The 21,105-nt window shown below is 63.5% G+C and carries 17 protein-coding genes and 1 riboswitch; of the genes, 12 read left to right on the forward strand and 5 right to left on the reverse strand.

Annotated elements, in window-relative coordinates:
- Positions 1–33: 33 nt before the first annotated feature.
- Positions 34–1,323, forward strand: coding sequence for an alpha/beta hydrolase (locus ACFQ6H_RS20595; protein ID WP_378648252.1), 1,290 nt, complete (start codon positions 34–36; stop codon positions 1,321–1,323).
- Here the strand turns inward: ACFQ6H_RS20595 and ACFQ6H_RS20600 are convergent.
- Both ACFQ6H_RS20600 and ACFQ6H_RS20605 read right to left on the reverse strand, forming a co-directional pair.
- Complete coding sequence (locus ACFQ6H_RS20600) at positions 1,285–3,552, reverse strand: DUF2254 family protein (RefSeq protein ID WP_378648254.1); 2,268 nt, start codon at positions 3,550–3,552, stop codon at positions 1,285–1,287. The genes ACFQ6H_RS20595 and ACFQ6H_RS20600 overlap by 39 nt on opposite strands.
- Before the next feature lie 4 nt (positions 3,553–3,556).
- Complete coding sequence (locus tag ACFQ6H_RS20605; protein ID WP_378648256.1) at positions 3,557–5,692, reverse strand: bifunctional lysylphosphatidylglycerol flippase/synthetase MprF; 2,136 nt, start codon at positions 5,690–5,692, stop codon at positions 3,557–3,559.
- 139 nt (positions 5,693–5,831) lie between these two features.
- Here ACFQ6H_RS20605 and ACFQ6H_RS20610 point away from each other — a divergent pair, with 139 nt between their 5' ends.
- The 11 genes from ACFQ6H_RS20610 (at position 5,832) to gcvP (ending at position 15,787) form a co-directional block, all read left to right on the forward strand.
- The gene (locus tag ACFQ6H_RS20610; RefSeq protein WP_378648258.1) at positions 5,832–6,446 is read left to right on the forward strand and encodes an NUDIX hydrolase; all 615 of its coding nucleotides are present in this window, start codon (positions 5,832–5,834) and stop codon (positions 6,444–6,446) included.
- A 109-nt stretch (positions 6,447–6,555) separates the two neighbouring features.
- Positions 6,556–7,155, forward strand: coding sequence for a CDP-alcohol phosphatidyltransferase family protein (locus tag ACFQ6H_RS20615; protein ID WP_378446087.1), 600 nt, complete (start codon positions 6,556–6,558; stop codon positions 7,153–7,155).
- Positions 7,152–8,018 carry a DUF881 domain-containing protein gene (locus ACFQ6H_RS20620; protein ID WP_378648260.1) on the forward strand — a complete coding sequence of 289 codons (867 nt, stop codon included), beginning with the start codon at positions 7,152–7,154 and terminating at the stop codon, positions 8,016–8,018. The genes ACFQ6H_RS20615 and ACFQ6H_RS20620 overlap by 4 nt, the downstream gene beginning before the upstream one ends.
- A gap of 13 nt (positions 8,019–8,031) precedes the next feature.
- Positions 8,032–8,382: a small basic family protein gene (locus ACFQ6H_RS20625; RefSeq protein WP_003946178.1), complete on the forward strand. Its 351-nt coding sequence runs from the start codon at positions 8,032–8,034 to the stop codon at positions 8,380–8,382.
- 3 nt (positions 8,383–8,385) lie between these two features.
- Positions 8,386–9,165, forward strand: coding sequence for a DUF881 domain-containing protein (locus ACFQ6H_RS20630; protein WP_378648262.1), 780 nt, complete (start codon positions 8,386–8,388; stop codon positions 9,163–9,165).
- Between the two features lie 44 nt (positions 9,166–9,209).
- Complete coding sequence (gene gcvH / locus ACFQ6H_RS20635) at positions 9,210–9,614, forward strand: glycine cleavage system protein GcvH (protein ID WP_317552772.1); 405 nt, start codon at positions 9,210–9,212, stop codon at positions 9,612–9,614.
- A gap of 211 nt (positions 9,615–9,825) precedes the next feature.
- Positions 9,826–10,320: a glycogen accumulation regulator GarA gene (gene garA, locus ACFQ6H_RS20640; RefSeq protein ID WP_003946166.1), complete on the forward strand. Its 495-nt coding sequence runs from the start codon at positions 9,826–9,828 to the stop codon at positions 10,318–10,320.
- Entirely contained in the window at positions 10,320–11,057 is a 738-nt protein-coding gene (locus ACFQ6H_RS20645; RefSeq protein ID WP_378648264.1) for a MerR family transcriptional regulator, read from the forward strand. The genes garA and ACFQ6H_RS20645 overlap by 1 nt, the downstream gene beginning before the upstream one ends.
- Before the next feature lie 93 nt (positions 11,058–11,150).
- Entirely contained in the window at positions 11,151–11,624 is a 474-nt protein-coding gene (locus ACFQ6H_RS20650) for a bifunctional nuclease family protein (protein WP_003946194.1), read from the forward strand.
- A 305-nt stretch (positions 11,625–11,929) separates the two neighbouring features.
- A complete protein-coding gene (locus ACFQ6H_RS20655; RefSeq protein WP_378631307.1) occupies positions 11,930–12,514 on the forward strand; it encodes a MerR family transcriptional regulator in 585 nt (194 codons plus the stop codon).
- A 231-nt stretch (positions 12,515–12,745) separates the two neighbouring features.
- Positions 12,746–12,875, forward strand: a riboswitch (glycine riboswitch).
- Between the two features lie 53 nt (positions 12,876–12,928).
- Positions 12,929–15,787 (forward strand): aminomethyl-transferring glycine dehydrogenase, encoded by a 2,859-nt coding sequence (gcvP, locus tag ACFQ6H_RS20660; protein ID WP_378648266.1) that lies wholly within the window; start codon positions 12,929–12,931, stop codon positions 15,785–15,787.
- Positions 15,788–15,806: 19 nt separating this feature from the next.
- Here gcvP and ACFQ6H_RS20665 read toward each other — a convergent pair whose 3' ends face one another.
- The 3 genes from ACFQ6H_RS20665 to ACFQ6H_RS20675 form a co-directional block, all read right to left on the reverse strand.
- On the reverse strand, positions 15,807–16,958 hold the full coding sequence (locus tag ACFQ6H_RS20665) for a metallophosphoesterase (protein WP_378648268.1): 1,152 nt from the start codon (positions 16,956–16,958) through the stop codon (positions 15,807–15,809).
- Positions 16,958–18,652, reverse strand: a complete 1,695-nt coding sequence (locus ACFQ6H_RS20670) for a hypothetical protein (protein ID WP_378648270.1) — start codon at positions 18,650–18,652, stop codon at positions 16,958–16,960. Before ACFQ6H_RS20670 ends, ACFQ6H_RS20665 begins: the two co-directional genes overlap by 1 nt.
- 159 nt (positions 18,653–18,811) lie before the next feature.
- Positions 18,812–20,995 carry a malate synthase G gene (locus ACFQ6H_RS20675; RefSeq protein ID WP_378648272.1) on the reverse strand — a complete coding sequence of 728 codons (2,184 nt, stop codon included), beginning with the start codon at positions 20,993–20,995 and terminating at the stop codon, positions 18,812–18,814.
- Positions 20,996–21,105 lie beyond the last annotated feature (110 nt).

Raw genomic sequence — 21,105 nt, forward strand, 5'->3', positions numbered from 1 at the left:
TATTGTCTAGGCAGGGCTGCGACGGGAGACGACGTGCACAAGATCACGGATCTGTCGCTGGTCACGGGCCCCGTCCCACCCGTGGTGACGGTGCTCGGAATTCTGGCACTACTGTGGCTCATGTTTTCGAGGTCGAGGCGTCACGTCCTGATTTCGATTCCCGTCTGCATCGTCGCGGCAATCGGGATAACCCTGGTGCTGTACTGGCTGATCGAGAAGGTGTGGCATCCGTTCCCGGATCCGATTGCCCGTCCGGTCTACGTGTGGATCGGGCTGGGCATTCTGGCCGTGCTGCTGGGTGTTTCGAGGATCTTCGCGGCGACGCGAATCGACGGCCGCGTGCTCACCGTGGTCTCCGTGCTGCTGGTGGTCGTGTCGAGCGCGGCTCACGTGAATCTGCAGTTCCAGTCGTATCCGACGTTGGGAACAGCGCTGGGACTCTCGGACGCGGAGAAGGTTTCGCTCGCCGACCTGGACGACGGTAAGGACGGGGCGGTACCGGTTTCGCAATGGAAGGCTCCAGCGGACATGCCGTCGGCCGGCAAGGTCAGCACGGTCACGATTGCGGGGACGGTCTCCGGATTCAGCGCCCGCGACGCCGAGATCTACCTACCGCCCGCGTATTTCACCAACCCGCGACCGGAGTTGCCGGTGTTGGTACTGCTTGCCGGTCAACCAGGCGCGCCCGAGGACTGGCTACAGGGCGGCCGCCTCGTCCAGACGATGGACGCCTACGCCGCTGCGCATTCGGGCTTGGCTCCCGTCGTCGTCGTAGCTGACGGGACCGGATCGGAACTGGCGAATCCGCTCTGCGTCGATTCCCAACTCGGGAACGTCGCGACGTACCTTTCGCGTGATGTTCCCGACTGGGTCCGCGGGAACCTTCAGGTGGATCCCGATCCGAGAAGGTGGGCTATCGGGGGCCTTTCCTACGGCGGTACCTGCGCATTCCAGATGGCGACGAACTTCCCCGCCGTGTATCCGACTTTCCTGGACCTCTCCGGTCAGATCGAGCCCACCCTCGGTGACCGGAAGCAGACGGTCGATGCCGCGTTCGGCGGCAACGAAGCCGCGTTCGTGGCAGTGAATCCGCAGGATCTGCTCCGGGAGAAGAAGTTCCCCGACAGCGCCGGAGTGTTTGTCGTCGGTAAGCAGGACAACGACTACCGCCCAGGTCTTCAGACGCTCTACGAAGCGGCGAAGGCTGCGGGGATGGACGTCCAATACGCCGAGGTCGACGGTGGACACAGCTTCCAGGTATGGTCCGCCGGTTTGGCGAGTCAATTAGGTTGGCTGGGAACTCGACTCGGTCTGCCCGGGTGAACGATCGTCCGGAAGTTTCGTGGATCCGATGATCAGCGGGTGAATTCGTCCGGTCGCCCCGGCTTCGGAACCCAGCCCCTGTGGATCTGCCACACTCGCGAGCCGAAGGTCGAGCGCACCGGTCCATTCTCGGGTCAACTGCGCATCGAGAGCGTCGACGCGCTCGAGTAGCGGCGGGTGCTGGTCCGGCGGGCAGGCCTCGAGCAAGGTAGCGAATACCGCGCGTAGACGCCGCTGCACCTGTGCGGAATTGGTACTGAAGTGGCGGATCTCGTCGGTGGCGACCGACACGTAGTCAGCCCACGTGCGTTGCTGCCCCCGGATCAGCGTGAGATCCGAGGTGGCCGTGTCGAAGCGGACTCTCGGAGCTAGCAGCACCAGAAGATCCTCGATGTGATCGAGCGCCTGGACGGCTCGCCCCGGATCGTTGATGGCGGGTGAGAGCGCCTTGAGCGCGATGTCCACGATCGACTGCAGCGCTGCACCGGGGCTGACGACCGGGCTGTGCGTGTCGCCGAAGATCAGGCACGACATCAATGTGTCCGGACGAACCTTCAGCGACGGCCCGCGAACCTCGAAGAGGGGCGCGTTCTGGGCGACGAACTCGCCGATGCTGGGCACCACCTCGACAGCGACGCCCCAGCGACCGGCCAACCGCTGCAATCGTGCGAGATCGATCGCCAGCAGAATCCGGCCGTTGGGAGAAAGATGGCGCAGCCGAATCACCAGTGCGTCGGTGTTCTCGGAGTTTGCGGACTCGTTCGGCTGGATCAAGGGGAGTGGCCGGCTGGGTTTCGGTGCGCCGGAGGGTAAGTCCTCGTACAACGGATAGGCGCGGATTGTCGCGCTGCGACCTTGGGCCGCTATCCACCGCAGTAACCGACTGGAATTGAGAATCGACCCGACCTTCGCCACCAACGCGATGAACAGGATCGCACTGGCCAACGCCAGAAGCAGTGCGATCGCCGTGGAGATGGTCGGAGAGGAATTTTCCGAATCGAGCGCCAGATCGAGCGCGATGATCAGGGAGAATACGAACGTCGCCAGAAACATGCCGATCGACCACCGCATCACTCGCTGCTGTGCGAGCATCGGGACGACCCGCACCGAAATCTGCGAGGCACCGAACTGCATGGCGAGAGTGATGGCGGTGAACACCAGGCCGGTGAGAGTGATCATCCCGCCGGCGATGACGCTGAGCAACGTCGCAGTGGCCCCGGCGTCCACGCCCTCGGAAATGGTACCGACGTCGCCGTCGCTGACGAGATCTCCGTCGATCCCGACGAGGATGTTGGCGGTGACGACGGACAGGATGACGAGGATCACGGGGAGGCGCCAGACGGGGACTGTTCGTAGTCGTCGGCGAGTTCGGCGCCAGCGAATTCTGTCCGAGAGCCGCCGCGACAATCCGACCTTCGACGTGGGGGTTGTGGTGTCGACGACGGGGAGCGGCGGTGGGGGCGGGGGAGTGGAACCGAAACTTCCCGACACCGTTTCCTGAACGTAGATCTTCGCGTGAATCATCGGCTCGCGATAGCGCTGCTCACGGGCGACTGCCCGGCTCATCTTTGCCGGCTTGTCGCGGTAACGCGAGCGCGCCCACGGCGCACCCGGGCGACTCAACCGAATTGCTCCGACCAACAGAAGCGGGGTGAAGAACAGCCCGATCAGGCCGGTCCAGAGTTTGCCCTTCATCAACGTGATCACGGCGAGTCCGAGTTGGATCACGATTGCGACGACAACGCTGATCAACGTCGCCAGGCTACGGTCCTGCTCGTACGGGTCGAACTCTCCCGCGAATCCGATCGGGTGGACTCCGAGAAGGAAAAGGAACGAGATCGCGATGGCAACGAATACCGCGTCGATGGACGAGCGACCTTCCTCGGCCCAGTAGACATCGCGCAGATGCAACACGAGCGCGTACTCGTCGAGGACCAACGCGCTGCCGATACCGAACACCGACGCGAGAACACAATTGGCGATCGGGGTGTGATAGTCGGCCAAAGCGATGAAGGCAAAGCCTGACACGAGCATCATCATCAAACCGAAAACCATGTGGTGGATGTGCATTCCACCGGGTGTGACATTGCCTGGCCACCACGAGACCTCCGCCCGGATCATCCGGACGCTGAAGCGGATGAACAGGAACGTCAGGACAAAGGCGAGTAGGAGGAAGAACAGCGGGAGCCTGCCGGTGTCGACGACCGTGTGCTCGAACCAGGACCGCACGGCGTCAGCTCTTGCTGGTAGCGAGCTTGATCAGCTGGGGAGCCGTCGCATCGGGAAGGTATGCACGCGTCAGCGCGATTCCGATCCGAGGCAGATCGGCCTCGTCGCGGAAGCACAGGAAGACGGGTTCGTATCTCGGCTTGAACTTCTTCTTGAACGCGTGAAGAGACCGGAAGCCGTAGAGCGGTTCCATCGCGGCTCCGAGCATGTCCAGCAGGCGGTCCATGGATGCGGCGTCGGCGCCGTCGTCGCTGCGGGCGAGTGGTGCTCCGGACAGTGAGACGAATTGGGCACCTTGTTCTTTGAATTCGAGGGCCGACGATGCGATGAGGAACTCGACCACCGGACGGAACCCGTCGGGGCGTCGACGCATGACGTCGAGCGTCCAACCCTGGACCACTCCGCCTTCGCCGTACACCGGCAACCACGAGGTGACGCCGTGAATGCTGCCGGTCGGGTCGACGGCCAAACCGACCCGGACGTCGCGATCGAGCGCCTCCTCGACGCTTCCGAGGGTGAACCCCATCTCGGGTAGTCCCTTGTCGCCCACCCATTCCTCGGAGATGGCGCGCACCTGAGCCAGCACGGAGAACGGCTCGTCGGCCAGTGTTGTCATCCGAAAGGTGATCTCGTCCTTCTTGGCCTTGTTGAGCGCCGAGCGGATGTCCTGCCAAGACTTGCCGGTGAACTGCAATTCCGGCAGGTCGACGATCGTGTCCTCGGCGACCTGAACGGTGCGCCAGCCGCGCCGGGCGGCGGCATCGGCTGTCTCCTTCCCCACGGAGAACAAGCAGGGAGTGAGGCCGTTGGCTTCGGACATCGTCGTGAATTCGTCGACCGCTGCGGCAAGTCGGTCGGGGCTCGCGATCGGATCGGCCAGGACTACGACGACGCCGACGTGCCGTTGGAATGCAACGACGCTGTCACCGGACTCGCCGAAGAAGTAATTGTTGCCGTCCCACGTCGTCATCCACGACATGGTTCCGCCGCCGTGCTGTTTGAGCAGTTCCCGAGCGGCGGCGCGCGGATCGTTCCCGGACAACGGCCCGCCTCGAATCTTGCGCCGCATCGGTACGTGAAAAGCGTGACGACCCTTGATCAACAAGATGAGTTCGAGAAGCCAGAGCAGCGCGGTTCCGACCGTGACGGCGCCGGCGCTTTCGTAGTCGAAGAAGATGACCGAACTGAGGACGAGGGCGGTGGCCAAAACCGTCAGTGAACCGAACACGACGGCGACCCACCAGGCCCAGCGGCGTCCTCGTCGCAACTGATCCGCGATCAGTGCAACGATGATCACGTCGATCAATGCGGTCCAGCCCGAACCTGTTTCGGCTTCCGTCGGCCCGAACGGTCCGCTTCCGGGGAACAGCCAGACGGCGATCTCGACCACGCCGATCAGGAGCAGACCGATGAATCCGAGCAGGCGGATCTCGCGTCGCGTTCGGGGGATGAACCCGCGCTCTCCGTCGCCGAAGAACTTCTCGCCCACCGGCAGGAATATCGCGACCGCGATGAGGTGCTGCACGTCGGCGAGGCGGCCTTCGAAGAGGAACGCGATCGCAATGTACGCACACAGAATGGCGCGCACTCGCATTCGCCAGGGCGAGCGGAGTGTTGCCGTGGTTGCGGCGAGAGCGGCGATGATTGCGGTGGTCACACCGACGTCGCGGTGGGTGGCGAGGTTGCGGGCCCAATCCCAGTCGGTGTGGCTGCCCGCCCAGAGGAGGAGCGATGCACCCAGTTCACCCGCCAACTGACCGCTGATCGTGACGATGGCCGCGTTCTTGGTTCCCAGGCGCCATTCGCACCAACCGACCGCGAAGGCGAAAACGATGATGATCGAAACATACTGACCTGGCGTCAATCCGAAGAACCACCCCGTGACTAGTGTCCACCACTTGCCTTCCTGCAAGGCAGGGACTCCGTAGGCGATGTCGTCGAACCACGAGTAGGTGCGGACGTGATTCCACAAAGCGCCGGTCGCAATCCCGACGACGGTGATGGTGAGGACGACGATCGAAGTGAACGGCACGCGCCGCAGGACGCTCAGTGCGTCGGAAGCAAAGCGAGAGGCCCGATTCGGCGCACCCGGTGCGCTCTCCTCGGTCTGCGGGGTGGGGGTCTGGGACTGCTCAGCCATCGAGGTTCTCTTCTCGCCATGCCGCACGGTGGATTCTGCCTGTTCAGCATGACAGGAATACCGACCGATAATCAGGCGAAGCGGTCAAAATGGACCAGACTGACTGGGGGTCTCGGACTCGTGGCGCTACTGTCGAGCCATGGTGAACGGAGATTTACTGAATCGGGACCACGTTGTCACTTCGCTTGCCGCTTTCGAACCTCGATCGGTCGAATTGGACGGAAGGCGTTCTGCGTCGGTGGTCATCGTCGTCATGCGGAACGCGGACGGGACACCGGTGTTTCCGGTAACCAAGCGGCCCAGCAAGATGCGAGCTCACCCCGGTCAGTTCGCGTTGCCAGGCGGAAGCGTCGATCCGGGTGAGACGTCCGAACAAGCAGCGCTTCGGGAACTGTCCGAGGAGTTGGGCGTCGAAGTTCCTGAGTCGGACATCATCGGCCGACTCGACGACTACGTCACCCGTTCGGGATTCGTGATCCGTCCTTTTGTCGTCTGGTCCGGCGAGGACGTCGGGGGACTGGTACCCAATCCGGAGGAGGTGGCACAGGTGTACGCCGTGACGGCGGAGGAGCTCGACGTGGACTCGCGATTCGTCACCATCGAGGAATCACCCAACCCGGTGATCCAGTGGCCGTTCCGAACGAGCCTGATCCATGCGCCGACCGGAGCTGTCATCTATCAGTTCCGCGAGGTGTTGAACGGCCGGCACACCCGCATCGACAACCTCGAACAGCCGGTGTTCGCCTGGCGATGAGAGCAGCTCGACACGCTCGGGGTCGTTCGGGCTTCGGTGCCTCGGCGAATAGTGCGCCCCGCTGTGGAAAGCTGACCGCACGGCAATCGAACGACGCGAGGTGTGTGCAGTGAACTCTGGCGAACAAGAACCGATCCCCACGGATCGGATTCTCACTGTTCCCAACGTGCTCAGTATCGTGCGTCTACTCGCCCTTCCGCTGTTCGCCTACCTGCTGCTCGTCACACACTCGGACGGGTGGGCGTTAGCGCTGCTGATGCTCAGCGGGTTCACCGACTGGCTCGACGGCAAGCTGGCCAGGGTGCTCGGACAGACCTCGCGTCTGGGAGCGCTACTCGACCCGCTGGTCGATCGCCTCTACGTCGTGACGACGCTGGTCACCTTCGTCGCCCGCGATTTCATTCCCTGGTGGGTTGCGGCGATACTCATCGGCCGAGACCTTCTGCTCGCGTTGACGCTGCCGATCTACCGCAGACGTGGACTGCCGCCACCCGAGGTCATCTATCTCGGTAAAGCCGCGACCTTCCTGCTGATGTTCGCGCTGCCGCTGATCCTTGCCGGGCACGGAGACTGGGCCATCGGACCGTTCACCCATGCCTTCGGTTTCGCTTTCCTGATCTGGGGAACCGTCCTGTACGTGTGGACTGCAGCGATCTACGTGCTCAAGGCCGTCGACGTGGCGCGAACGCACGAGGTCGTGCCCCGATGAAGTCGACCGGGGAGGACGTCCGTCGTAACCCGGTACCGTCGCTGCTTCGGTCGCTCATGACCGAACATCTCGACCCGGGCTACGAAGCAACTGCATTCGAACGCCAACACGAGCACACCAAGAACACGTCCTCGAAGACCGGGCCGTGGCTGGCCCTCGGCGCACTGTTGATCGGGTTCATCGTCACGGTCTCCGCAGTTCAGGCGACAAAGCAGGTGACCGGCACCGAAGAAGTTCGAAGCGAACTAGTGGCCAAGGTCCGTGACGCGGAGGATCGAATCGATTCGCTGGCTGCCTCCCGTGATTCGCTCGGCGGCGACGTCGACGCGGCCCGCGGCGTGGCGCTCGAAGGCGATGCACGCGGCAGCGCCGTCCTCGACCAACTGCGCGCGGTCGAATCCGGTGCCGGGGCGGACGCTGTCCACGGTGAGGGACTGGTGGTGACGCTGACGGACCCGGCCGGACGCCCGAACCTCTCGGACGCGTCGCAGCGGAGCGTCGGCGGCAAGACCGTCGTCCTCGATCGAGATCTGCAAACCGTCGTCAACGCGCTGTGGGCGGGAGGCGCGGAGGCAATCGCCGTCGGCGGCGTGCGAATCGGGCCGACGGTGACCATCCGTCAGGCCGGCGGCGCGATGCTCGTCGACAACCAACCTGTCTTCTCGCCCTACCGCGTCGAGGCGATCGGCGACACGCGCGCACTGCAGCGAGAGTTCGTCGTCAGCGACGCCTACGTGAGAATGTCGAGCGTCTCGCAACTGTACGGAGTCGGTTTCGCGGTGGCCGAGGACGATTCGTTGACACTGCCACCCGCGACGCCGCGCGCCGTCCGGGTGGCAACAGAACCCACAGAACCCAAGTGACAGAAGGAGTTCGATGAAGGCCGGTTCCGCCCTGTACGGACTCGCAGCACTGGTCGTCGGCATCGTCCTGGGCGTCGTTTTCAGCCCGCAGGTGCCCGACGTCATCCAGCCGTATCTTCCGATCGCGGTCGTTGCGGCGCTCGACGCCGTCTTCGGCGGACTCCGCGCGTATCTCGACGAGATCTTCGACGCGAAGGTGTTTGTGGTCTCCTTCGTCTTCAACGTGCTTGTCGCGTCGTTGATCGTCTGGCTCGGTGATCAGTTGGGTGTGGGTACTCAACTCTCGACGGCGATCGTCGTCGTGTTGGGTATCCGGATCTTCGGCAACGCAGCGGCATTGCGACGCCGACTGTTCGGAGCGTGAGTCATGGCGGAACACTCCACGACCGAACCCGAAGAACCACCCGTCACCACCGCGAGTGAAGGTCGGCACGAACTGCGTTCACCGTCGAAACACCGCACCAACGTCGTCTTCGCCATCCTCGCGGCCGTGCTCCTGGGTGTGCTCGGTGTCGCGATTGCCACACAGGTACGTAGCACCGTGGCCGGAGATTCACTCGACGCCGCGCGCCCTGCCGACCTCCTTGTCGTTCTCGACAACTTGAATCGGCGCGAAGCCGCGCTGAGGCAGGAAGTTGCCAATCTTCAGGAATCGCTTGCCACTTTGGAAGCCGGCGGCAACACCGGAGCAGCGTTGGACGAGGCGCGGGCGCGGCTGACCTCGCTCTCCATTCAAGTGGGGACCGCTCCTGCTACCGGACCGGGTGTGACGATGACCCTGACAGATCCGGCGGGCGGCGTCGGCTCCGAAGTGATTCTCGATCTCATCCAGGAATTGCGTGCTGCCGGTGCCGAAGCCATCTCGATCGCAGGTGCTAGCGGCGAACCCATTCGTATCGGCGTGAACTCGTGGGTGAGTGGGCGCGGCGGCGAAATCGAATTGGACGGAACCCGGATCGAGCAGCCGTACACTGTGACCGCGATCGGGGATCCGCCGACGTTGGCAGCAGCGTTGAACATCCCCGGAGGCGTCTTCGACAACGTCGCACGCAACGGCGGAACTTCCTCGGTCGAGCAATCGCAGCAGGTCACGATCTCCGTCTTGCGACAATTGAATCCGCGCCAATACGCTCAACCTGGAAATTGATCTTTTGCGTCCGACTTTCGGACGGCCTGTGAAAGGAAGCCACTGTGAGTGAGCTCGATACACCTACCGATCTGCGCTACACCGCGGAGCACGAGTGGGTGAAGCGGACCGGCCCGACCTCAGTTCGAGTCGGTATCACCGACTTTGCTCAGTCGCAGCTCGGTGACGTCGTGTTCGTCCAGCTTCCCGCTGTCGACGAAGACGTGACCGCCGGTGAATCGCTCGGTGAGGTCGAGTCGACCAAGAGCGTCTCCGACATCTTTGCTCCGTTCACTGCGAAAGTTCTTGCAGCCAACGGTGAATTGGACGGACAGCCTGACCTCGTCAACACCGATCCGTACGACAAGGGTTGGTTGGTCGAGCTCGAGGTTGCCGACGAAGCCACACTCGATGCCGCACTCGCGGCAACTCTGGACGCGGAGGCGTACAACGGACTGACGTCCGAGTAGAAAACCTACGCGTGGACCGGCCAACTCGTGTTGTGTCGCGGCCTGTCTCGCTGCACACGGCGGTCTGCGCAGGGTACGGTCGTTAGGTACGCATGTGCCGAGTCGGGGCGCAGGGCCGTATCGAACGTGACTGTGAAAGATGCTCGTGAAGAAAGTGCACTGCGTAGTCCAGTGATTCATGATCTGGATGATTGACCCAGGAGGAGAAACAGTGAGCGAGAACGGTAACGACGCGGGCTATGGGGAGTCGCCGGCGGAGACCACTTCGGTTTTCCGTGCGGACTTCCTCAATGAGCTCGACAACACCTCCTCTGCAGCACCGGCCGCCGAGCAGCCGGTTTCGGGCGTGGAAGGTCTTCCCGCCGGAGCCGCACTTCTGGTGGTCAAGCGGGGACCGAATGCAGGATCCCGCTTCTTGCTCGATCAGCCGACGACGTCGGCAGGTCGGCACCCGGACAGCGACATCTTCCTCGACGACGTGACCGTCAGCCGTCGTCACGCCGAGTTCCGTCAGGAAGATGCAGATTTCCACGTCGTCGACGTCGGAAGCCTCAACGGCACCTACGTCAACCGTGAGCCTGTCGATTCGGCAGTTCTCGCGAACGGTGACGAGGTTCAGATCGGCAAGTTCCGCCTGGTTTTCCTCACCGGCCCTCGTGCCGGCGGTTCGCAGGTCGGCGAGTCGTCAGCAGGTGCGGGTAGCTAATGACGGCAGTGCGGCAGCAGAGCCAGCCCGGAATGTCGATTGGTTCCGTGCTGGATCGGTTGCGTCCAGATTTTCCCGACGTGACGATTTCGAAGATCCGTTTCCTCGAGTCCGAGGGCTTGATCAGCCCACAACGGACACCGTCGGGATACCGCAGATTCTCCGTGGAGGACTGCGAGCGTCTTCGCTTCGTGCTGACCGCTCAACGCGATCAGTACCTGCCGCTCAAAGTGATCAAAGAACAGCTCGAAGCGATCGACAGCGGCGCGGCGACGGTGAGTGCGGAAGTTCCTCCGCCTCGTCGTGCGCGCGTCCTGTCGATCGCTACGGGCGATGTCTCGCCGGAAGCTTTCCGTGTCGACCGCGAGGTTCGAGTCGGTCGTCAGGATCTTCTCGCGCGCGCCGACATCGACGATCGGTTTCTGACCGATCTGATCCGCACCGGCTTGGTCGTTCCCGGCGCGGCGGGATTCTTCGACGAGGACGCCGTGACATTGGCGCGTACCGCGAAAGCGATGTCCGAGTACGGCTTGGAGGTCCGCCATCTGCGGGCGTTCAAGTTGGCTGCTGACCGCGAAGCGGGACTGGTGACACAAATCGCCGGACCGGTTGCCAAGGGTCGTGATGCTGGAGCGCGTGATCGCGCCGAGGAAATGGTCCGGGAACTGGCTGCCCTGTCACTGACTTTGCACACGTGTCTGGTCAAATCGGCGGTTCGGGGAAGTCTCGATCGCTGAGTTCCTCGATCAGCGGGGCTCACTCGAATAGAATTTCAGTACGACCGCATCGGAGTCGGTCGACTGGATCACGTCAGGTTGGAGGCAAGCTCGATGGGCGAAATGCGTGTGATCGGAGTTCGTGTCGAGCAGCCTCAGAATCAGCCGGTCCTGTTGCTGCGGGAGTCCGACGGCGATCGGTACCTGCCGATCTGGATCGGGCAAACCGAAGCTACCGCGATTGTTCTCGAACAACAGGGAGTTGAGCCGGCGCGTCCGCTGACTCACGACCTGATCAAGATTCTGATCGAATCCTTCGGTCGGAGTCTCAAGGAAGTGCGGATCGTGGACCTGCAAGAGGGCACGTTCTACGCGGATCTGGTCTTCGACGAGCAGACCACAGTGTCGGCACGTCCGTCGGATTCGATTGCGTTGGCCTTGCGAATCGGCGTTCCGATCTTCGCGTCGGAGGCCGTTCTCGCCGAAGCCGGTCTCGTCATTCCCGACGAGCGCGAAGACGAGGTCGAGAAGTTCAAGGAATTCCTCGACACCATCTCGCCGGACGATTTCAAAGCCACTGATGGCTAGCCTGTTTTGACTGGTTGCGGACTTTAGTCTTCAACTCTCAAGTAGAGGTTGAGTCTCGGTCGGCGTGTTGCGTTGACCGCGCACCCTCCTGGTCCTACCGTTGCGTGCGGTGGAGATCTTCTCGCCTTGTCGATCGAGGCGTACTCTGGGTAAGTCCACTCATGGAATTACCTGCCTTGGATTCACATCTGAAAGTTCGGTCGGCACGGGATTCTCGTGACTGCTGATAGCACAGGTTGGTTACATGATGGCGAAGCGAGAGGGAGACGGCAGTGGAAGAACAGTCGAATGAGCGCGGAACGGGCATAACCGGTAGTGCCGATCCGACTGCAGAGTTGTCTTCCGAAGAGCTGCAGCCCGGCTTGTTCCCGGACGACTCCATTCCTGACGATCTGGTCGGATACCGAGTACCCAGTGCTTGCCAGATTGCCGGGATCACCTATCGCCAGCTGGACTACTGGGCACGGACGTCGTTGGTCGTGCCGTCCATCCGCGGCGCTGCCGGATCCGGTAGCCAGCGTCTGTACTCCTTCAAGGACATCCTCGTCCTGAAGATCGTGAAGCGTCTGCTCGACACCGGAATCTCGCTGCAGAACATCCGCGTTGCCGTCGATCACCTGCGTAAGCGCGGCGTGCGCGATCTTGCCAACATCACGCTCTTCTCCGACGGCACCACCGTCTACGAATGCACGTCTCCCGAAGAGGTCGTCGACCTTCTTCAAGGTGGGCAGGGCGTGTTCGGCATCGCGGTCAGCGGCGCCATGCGTGAACTCACCGGAACCATCGCCGACTTCCCGGCCGAGCGCGCCGACGGCGGTGAAAGTGATCCCAACCCGGAGGACGAGTTGGCCTCACGACGCAAGAATCGCGCCAGCCGCAAAACCGGATAACGTACGTCACATCTCTTTGGAGGATGCCACGGTGCAGGTAGGCGCCTCGGTCTACTAGACTGGGCCTGCGTCGCCGGCGTACGGGAGAGCCTCGGATACCGATTCACCGAACTTGTCTTTGTTGCAGTGTTTGTTGCAGCGTTTGTTTCAAAGGCCAGTGTGAGCGGGATCAGGGCGCCGAAGGAGCAATACCTCCCCGTCAATCTCTCAGGCACCAAGGACCGTACGGGCTCCGACGCCTCTGGAAAGCGGTGGGAAAACCCACCCGCCGACGGGGAAAGGCTGTGGCTTCCGTCGATTGGCGGGTCACTACCGAATCTCTCAGGCGCTCGGGAATCGAGCATGCGACAGAGGGGGAGGAACACACCGCAGGTCGGTGTGTGTCCTGATCCTCCGATCTGTCTGGGAGTTGTCGTGATCGACGCTGCAAGCCGTATATTTGCCGACCGCCATGTCGGTCCGAACGCCGCGGAACTCGCGCGCATCCTCGAACTTGTCGGGGTCGATTCACTCGACGAACTGGCAACCAAGGCCGTTCCTTCCGCCATCCTCGACGCTGCACCGGACGGCATCGCTGCCGGCCTCGACGCTCTTCCGCTGCCGGTCGGAGAGCACGAGGCACTCGCCGAACTGACCGCTCTCGCCGCCCAGAACACCGTCGCGACGTCGATGATCGGCCTCGGATACTTCGACACGTTGACGCCGCCTGTGTTGTTGCGCAACATCATCGAGAACCCGGCCTGGTACACCGCGTACACCCCGTACCAGCCGGAGATCAGCCAGGGCCGCCTCGAAGCCCTCCTCAACTTCCAGACCATGGTCGCCGATCTCTCCGGCATGGAATTGGCCAACTCGTCGATGCTCGACGAGGCCACCGCAGCCGCCGAAGCCATGACGCTCCTGCGCCGCGCGAACCGCAGCAAGTCCCCGCGATTCGTCGTCGACGCCGATCTGTACCCGCAGACCCTCGCCGTCATCGAGACTCGCGCCGAGCCGCTCGGCATCGAGATCGTCTCCGCAGACCTCACCGCTGGTCTTCCCGAAGGTGACTTCTTCGGCGTCATCGCCCAGATTCCCGGAGCCTCGGGACGGGTCGTCGACTACACCTCGATCATCGCGCAGGCTCACGAGCGCGGCGCACTGGTTGCCGTCGGCGCCGACCTCCTTGCGATGACGCTCATCACCTCGCCGGGCGAACTCGGTGCGGACGCGTGCTTCGGCACCACCCAGCGTTTCGGTGTTCCCATGGGGTACGGCGGACCGCACGCCGGTTACCTGGCCGTGCACTCCAAGCATGCGCGTCAGCTACCCGGCCGCTTGGTCGGTGTCTCGATCGACGCCGACGGAGACAAGGCATACCGCCTCGCACTGCAGACTCGTGAGCAGCACATTCGCCGCGAGAAGGCGACGTCCAACATCTGTACCGCTCAGGTGCTCCTCGCCATCCTCGCTGCGATGTACGCGAGCTACCACGGCGCCGAGGGGCTCAAGGCGATTGCGTTGCGCGTCGCTGCTCGCGCACACGCGTTGGCAAACGGCCTGCGCGAAGGCGGCGTGACCGTTGTCCACGATTCGTTCTTCGACACCGTGCTGGCGCAGGTTCCGGGCAAGGCGGCCGACGTTGTCGCTGCGGCCAAGGAATCCGGGATCAACCTGCGCCTGGTCGACGCCGATCATGTCGGCATCTCCTGCGATGAGGCCACCACCGCCGATCACGTCCTCGCAGTGCTCGACGCCTTCGGCATCGAAGACGCTGTTGTTGCCATCGAAGCAGAGGGCAACTCGGTTCCCGCTGCTCAGGAGCGCACCTCCGACTACCTGCAGCACGAAGCCTTCACCCGTTACCGTACGGAAACGGCTATGCTCCGCTACCTGCGCGCGCTGTCCGACAAGGACATTGCGCTCGATCGCAGCATGATCCCGCTGGGTTCGTGCACCATGAAGCTCAACGCGACAGCCGAGATGGAATCCATCACCTGGCCCGCGTTCAACGCGATTCACCCGTTCGCGCCGACGTCGGATGCGCCCGGTCTGCTGAAGATCATCAAGGATCTCGAAGACTGGCTGGTCGCGGTCACCGGCTATGACAGCGTGAGCCTCCAGCCCAACGCCGGCAGCCAGGGGGAGTACGCGGGCTTGCTCGCCATCCGCAACTACCACCTCAGTCGCGGCGACAATCACCGCGACACCTGCCTGATTCCCTCCAGTGCTCACGGCACCAACGCGGCTTCGGCTGTCATGGCCGGGATGCGCGTCGAGGTTGTCGCGTGCCGTCCCAACGGTGACGTCGACGTCGACGATCTGCGTGCGAAGATCGCCGATCACGCCGAGCGCCTCGCTGCGATCATGATCACCTACCCGTCCACCCACGGTGTCTACGAACACGAGATCTCCGACATCTGCGCAGCGGTACACGACGCCGGCGGCCAGGTGTACGTCGACGGCGCGAACCTCAACGCGCTTGTCGGCCTTGCTCGTCCGGGACGCTTCGGCGGCGACGTCAGCCACCTGAACCTGCACAAGACCTTCTGCATCCCGCACGGCGGCGGCGGACCCGGCGTCGGCCCGATCGGTGTGCGCTCACACCTGACGCCGTTCCTGCCCGGACACCCGATGGCCCCCGAACTCGGTGGTAGAGGCACGATCTCGGCAGCGCCGTACGGCAGTGCGTCCATCCTGCCCATCACCTGGACCTACATCCGGATGATGGGAGCTGCGGGCCTGCGCCGCGCCAGCCTGACCGCCATCGCGTCGGCAAACTACATCGCGCGTCGACTCGACGAGTACTTCCCGGTTCTCTACACCGGTGAGAACGGCATGGTCGCGCACGAGTGCATCCTCGATCTGCGCGGGTTGACCAAGGACACCGGCGTCACCGTCGACGACGTGGCAAAGCGTCTGGCCGACTACGGATTCCATGCCCCGACCATGAGCTTCCCCGTGGTCGGCACACTGATGGTCGAGCCCACCGAGAGCGAGAACCTCGAAGAGATCGACGAGTTCTGCGAAGCGATGATCGCCATACGCGGCGAGATCGATCGCGTCGGTGCCGGCGAGTGGACGGTGGAGGACAACCCGCTTCGCGGTGCTCCCCACACCGCCGGAAGCATTGCAGCGCAGTGGGATCACCCGTACTCGCGTGAGATCGCAGTCTTCCCGCGTGGCAAGGCTCGCCCCAAGGTGTGGCCGTCCGTGCGTCGTATCGACGGTGCACACGGCGACCGCAACCTGGTCTGCTCCTGCCCGCCGATCGAAGCGTTCGCGGGCAACTAAGGCGTGTGCCCGCCGGAGATCATCCCCTCTCGCGTACGAGTTCGAGAACGGTGATCTCCGGCGGTGCGCCGACGCGTACCGGAGGGCCCCAGGCCCCGGCGCCACGCGTCGTGTACAGCACGGTGCTGCCGACCTTGTCCAAACCCTGCACTGACGGCTGCTGCAACGGAACGAGATAGCGCAGCGGCCACATCTGCCCGCCGTGGGTGTGCCCGGACAATTGCAGATCGATACCCATCTCGGACGCTTCGATCGCCTGGCGCGGTTCGTGCGCGAGAAGCAAGGCGAACGTATTCGGATCGCGGCCCGCGAGGGCGGCTGTCAGATTCGGCTCGTACGGGGCCGGCGACGTGTAGTCGTGGATGCCCACGATGTCGATGGTATCGCCGCCATGCTGGATCGAGGTGCGGCTGTTGCGAAGTGTGGTGATCCCCAATGTCTCCCACACGTCGAGCCATTTGCCGCCGTCGTCGGCGTAGAACTCGTGGTTGCCGCTGACTCCGAAGATTCCGTCCGGCGTCCGAAGATCGGCGAGCGGAGCAAGATCGGGTGCAACTTTCGCGACGGTGCCGTCCACGAGGTCCCCGCCGATCGCAATCAGATCGACGTTCTGCGCGTTGACGATCTCGACCACCTTACGAGTGAAGTCGACCCCGCGGGCCGGACCCACGTGCAGGTCGGTGATCAGGGCGATCCGGTATCCGTTGAAGCCCTCGGGCAGTCGTGCCAGGCGCACCCGAATTCGGGAGACCTTCGGGTTCGACGCCTCGTAGACGCCGTACCCGGCGGTGCCCAACGCCGCGAGAGTGACTGCCGCTGTGGCCAACTGCAACGTACGACGCTTGGACGGGTCGACCTCGGCGGTCGTGTCCGTGCGGCGTGCACGCAGACGACTGATCCCGGCGAACAGCCCGATCACGAGCAGTCCTGGAATCAGGTACAGCCACGAGGCCAGCCACATCCATCCGAGAAACCCGATCGGTCGCGCCCACGACGTCGGAAAGACTTCGCCGCTGCCGACCCCGATGAGCGTCGAGACCGCCAAGACGACGAGCACAGTGTCTGCCAGGCGAGCCCATCGTCTCGGCATGCCCGTGGCACGAACGAGCCTGCGGTGCAGGAACCACGTCAGAAGAGCGAGGAGAACCGCGAAAACCGCAACGCGCCCCATCAGGACAGCATCTTCGTCACGGCGGCGGCGAGTGCCGGGTCGGACGTCGAATCGACGCGAACCAATGTTCCGCCCGTCCTGTCCGACACGTCTTGGAGCGTGGAGACGTCGTTGCCCGCACCGACGACGATCACGTCGACCTGTACCGGACGCGACGGATTGCCCGCAGCGGCGATCGCACTGAGCAATTCGCTTCGCGTCGTAGTGGATTCGTCAGGTGTACTCGAGGTGATCAGCAACACCGAGTTGACCCGTCCCGCGTCGAAACCGTCCACCGCAGCCTTGTACGAACTGGCAAGCGCCGGATACCTGGAGGTCTTTCCGCCGGAGCGAAGCCCGTTGAGGAAATCGGTGATCGTGGCGCGCCGATTCGGTTCGGACAGTGAACCACCCGGAACCAGGATGCGCTCGGACGGTCTTCCGTCCGTGTTGGTGCTGAACTCGCGAAGGCCGATGTCGGACGCGTCAGGGCTGCGACCTAATTGAGTATTCAATGCCGCAGCAATGTTCGCCAAGCGGGTATTGCCACCGTCGTCGGTACCCATCGACGCCGACGTGTCCATCAGGATGGTGGCACTACGCGGAGAGACCGGGTTGGCGACGATGTCACCGAGCATCGCTGCGGTTTCGGCCGAAGCCGGTTTCAACGTGGACGAGATCTTGGCCGGGGACACCGCCCCGAGATCGGGAAGGCCTTGGCCCTCGACCCGGAAACCGGCGCCGACGAACAACTGTGACTGATTCGGCTCACGCATGAAATCGGCAAACTGTGCCGCTGCGCGCGACGCGGTTTCGTCGATCCCGCTGCCCGAGACGATTACCGCCGGATAGTCCGCGACTGGCGTTGCGCCGGCGGGGGAGTACGTCGTCATCGCCGCGTTCGCGCTCTGCGCTATCGACTGTTCCGTGGCCGGAACGGCTTTCACCGAATCCGGAGTTCCGGCGCTCAGTGCTCCGAGGGCTTCGGCGGTGGACGAGGGGGGAGTCGGCAAGGATTGGAACTGCAACGCCCGCGCACTGAGTGCGGCGTTGACCTGAGCGGACTTCGCCTGATCCGTCGTGACCGGACCGGCACCCGCATCGTCGACGTCGGCAGCGATTGCCTGTGCAGCCATCGAGGTTTCGGTACTTCCGACCGGCAGGGCGACCGTCAGATCGGAAGGCAAAGACTTCCAACTCGATGCTGCGCCGGCCAATGCTGCCGCGGTCTCGGGACCGGCTGCCAGAACGATCGGGGAACTCGCAAGCGAGCGAGGATCACCGTTGATCACGGCCTTGCCGGCCAACGGCGCGAGTTCGAACGAACTCGTCGGGATCCACAGGGAGGGACGCGGTCCCAATGCTGCGTCGTCCCAGGGGGCCGCCGGACCGGCTTCGAGTGCCGTCGAGACCGACGCGGACGGCGCACCGTGCACCACGACGGCGATGCAGTGATCACGCACCACCGGCGAGGTCTGGGTGTACCGCTTCGCCAGTTCCTCGACCTGTGGGGCGATGGACGGATCCGCGGTGACGTCGAGTGTCTTGTTGCCCTCGACGCACGTACCGGCTGCCTGCTGTCCCTGATCGTCGATCCGGTTGCTGAGGGCCTTCCATCCGAAGAAGCCTGCCACGATCAACACGATCAGCACGACGACGAGAATCGGCCCCTTACTGATACCTCTGGCGCCTGACCCGCCGCGATGTTCGCCCACGTACCTTGCCCTACCTTGGTCACTCGAAGAATGTCTGTTGAACGGACTGTGTCCTCGGCCAGTCTAGTGACGAAACTTCGCGGCCTACGCGAACAGCCTCGACACCGGGAGCGGTGCCGAGGCTGTTCGGGTTCAGCTTCGAGTTCGAAGAAGGTGAAATCAGGCGTTGGCAGCCTTGTACTCGCGGCGGCGGCGATGCAGGATCGGCTCCGTGTATCCGCTGGGCTGCTTCGCACCTTCCAGGATGAGTTCCTTGGCAGCCTGGAAAGCGATGTTGGAATCGAAATCAGGTGCCATGTTGCGGTACTCGGCGTCGCCCTCGTTCTGACGGTCGACAACCGGGGCCATGCGCTCGAGCGCAGTCACGACGTCGGTTTCGCTGACGATGCCGTGACGCAGCCAGTTGGCGAGCAGCTGGCTCGAGATGCGCAGGGTGGCGCGGTCCTCCATGAGCGCGACATCGTGGATGTCGGGAACCTTGGAGCAGCCGACGCCGGCGTCGATCCAGCGGACGACGTAACCGAGGATGGACTGGCAGTTGTTGTCGAGCTCTTCCTTCTTCTCCGCGTCCGTCCAGTCGGTGCTGGGAGCGAGCGGGATGGTCAGGATGTCGTCGACGCTCGCGCGCGGCTTGCCCTTCAGTCCGTCCTGAACAGCGAACACGTCGACGCGGTGGTAGTGCGTCGCGTGCAGCGTTGCGCCGGTCGGCGAAGGAACCCACGCGGTGTTTGCGCCGGCCTTGGGGTGGCCGATCTTCTGCTCGAGCATGTCCGCCATCAGCTCGGTCATGGCCCACATGCCCTTACCGATCTGCGCCTTGCCCTGCAGGCCGCAGGCCAGTCCGGTGTCGACGTTCCAGTCCTCGTAGGCGCCGATCCACTTCTGCTTCTTCATCTCGGCCTTGCGCACCATCGCGCCGGCTTCCATGGAGGTGTGGATCTCGTCGCCGGTGCGGTCGAGGAAGCCGGTGTTGATGAACACCACGCGGTCGACGGCTTCCTTGATGCAGGCCGCGAGGTTGACCGTCGTACGACGCTCCTCGTCCATGATGCCGACCTTGAGCGTGTTCTCCGGAAGCCCGAGGACCTGCTCGACGCGGCCGAACAGTTCGGTGGTGAAGGCAACTTCCTCGGGACCGTGCTGCTTGGGCTTGACGATGTAGATCGAGCCGGTGCGGCTGTTGTCGAGCGGGCCGTTGGCGTCACTGATCGAGAGGCCGTGGACTGCACAGGTGCTGGTGATCAAAGCGTCGAGAATGCCCTCGGGAACCTCGTTGCCGTCGGCGTCGAGGATCGCGGGGTTGGTCATGAGGTGACCGACGTTGCGGACGAACAGAAGTGAACGACCGTGCAGGCTGAGTTCGCTGCCGTCGACGGCGGTGTACTTACGGTCGCCGTTGAGCGTACGAGTGAAGGACTTGGCGCCCTTCTTGATCTCCTCGGAGAGGTCACCGCGGTTGAGGCCCAACCAGTTTCGGTAACCGACAACCTTGTCGTCGGCGTCGACAGCGGCGACCGAGTCCTCGAAGTCCATGATCGTGGTGACGGCCGATTCGAGAACGACGTCCTTGACACCGGCGGCGTCGGTGCTGCCGATCGGGGAGGACGCGTCGATCTGGATCTCGGCGTGCAATCCGTTGTTGAGCAGCAGGATGCTCGTCGGTGCGTCCTTCTCGCCGAGGTAGCCGACGAACTTCTCCGGCTGGGCGAGCGTCGTGACGCTGCCGTCTGCCAACGTGATCTTCAGTTCGCTGCCGTCGACAATGTACTTGGTTGAATCTGCGTGCGATCCCGACGCGAGAGGTGCTGCAGCGTCGAGGAATTCACGCGCCCAGGCGATGACCTTGTCGCCGCGGACCTTGTTGTAGCCGGAACCCTTCTCGGCGCCGTTCTCCTCCGAGATGGCGTTGGTGCCGTACAGCGCGTCGTACAACGAACCCCAGCGGGCGTTGGACGCGTTGAGTGCGAAGCGCGCGTTGAGGATCGGGACGACCAACTGCGGGCCGGCCGTCGAGGTGATCTCCGTGTCGACGTTCGCGGTGGTGACCGAGAATTCGGCAGGCGTCGGCAGGAGGTAGCCGATTTCCTGCAGGAACGCCTTGTACGCGGCGGCGTCGATGGGAGCGCCGGCGTGATCGCGATGCCACTGATCGATCTGAGCCTGCAGATCGTCACGCTTGGCAAGCAAGTCGCGGTTCTTCGGTGCGAGCTCGGTGATGACCTTGTCGGCGCCGGCCCAGAACGTTTCGGCGTCTACACCGGTGCCGGGAAGAGCCTCCTCGACCACGAAGTCGTAGAGAACCTTGGCAACCTGAAGACTGCCGACCTGAACGCGCTCAGTCATGAATAGCCTCACTTTTCCGAAAGCGGAGCACCACATATGGATGCCATGAACCAACATCAATGTTACCTGGGAGTATTCCCACCGCTGTCCGCGCCCTGAGCTGCGATAAT

It is taken from the genome of Rhodococcus sp. NPDC056506, from assembly GCF_042794945.1.
Lineage (GTDB): Bacteria > Actinomycetota > Actinomycetes > Mycobacteriales > Mycobacteriaceae > Rhodococcus_F.

Excerpts from the sequence above, each read along its gene's own strand:
- ACFQ6H_RS20605 (WP_378648256.1), bottom strand. The coding sequence starts at position 5,692 with ATGGCTGAGCAGTCCCAGACCCCCACCCCGCAGACCGAGGAGAGCGCA.
- ACFQ6H_RS20610 (WP_378648258.1), top strand. The coding sequence starts at position 5,832 with ATGGTGAACGGAGATTTACTGAATCGGGACCACGTTGTCACTTCGCTT.
- ACFQ6H_RS20620 (WP_378648260.1), top strand. The coding sequence starts at position 7,152 with ATGAAGTCGACCGGGGAGGACGTCCGTCGTAACCCGGTACCGTCGCTG.
- ACFQ6H_RS20625 (WP_003946178.1), top strand. The coding sequence starts at position 8,032 with ATGAAGGCCGGTTCCGCCCTGTACGGACTCGCAGCACTGGTCGTCGGC.
- ACFQ6H_RS20630 (WP_378648262.1), top strand. The coding sequence starts at position 8,386 with ATGGCGGAACACTCCACGACCGAACCCGAAGAACCACCCGTCACCACC.
- ACFQ6H_RS20645 (WP_378648264.1), top strand. The coding sequence starts at position 10,320 with ATGACGGCAGTGCGGCAGCAGAGCCAGCCCGGAATGTCGATTGGTTCC.
- ACFQ6H_RS20650 (WP_003946194.1), top strand. The coding sequence starts at position 11,151 with ATGGGCGAAATGCGTGTGATCGGAGTTCGTGTCGAGCAGCCTCAGAAT.
- ACFQ6H_RS20665 (WP_378648268.1), bottom strand. The coding sequence starts at position 16,958 with ATGGGGCGCGTTGCGGTTTTCGCGGTTCTCCTCGCTCTTCTGACGTGG.
- ACFQ6H_RS20675 (WP_378648272.1), bottom strand. The coding sequence starts at position 20,995 with ATGACTGAGCGCGTTCAGGTCGGCAGTCTTCAGGTTGCCAAGGTTCTC.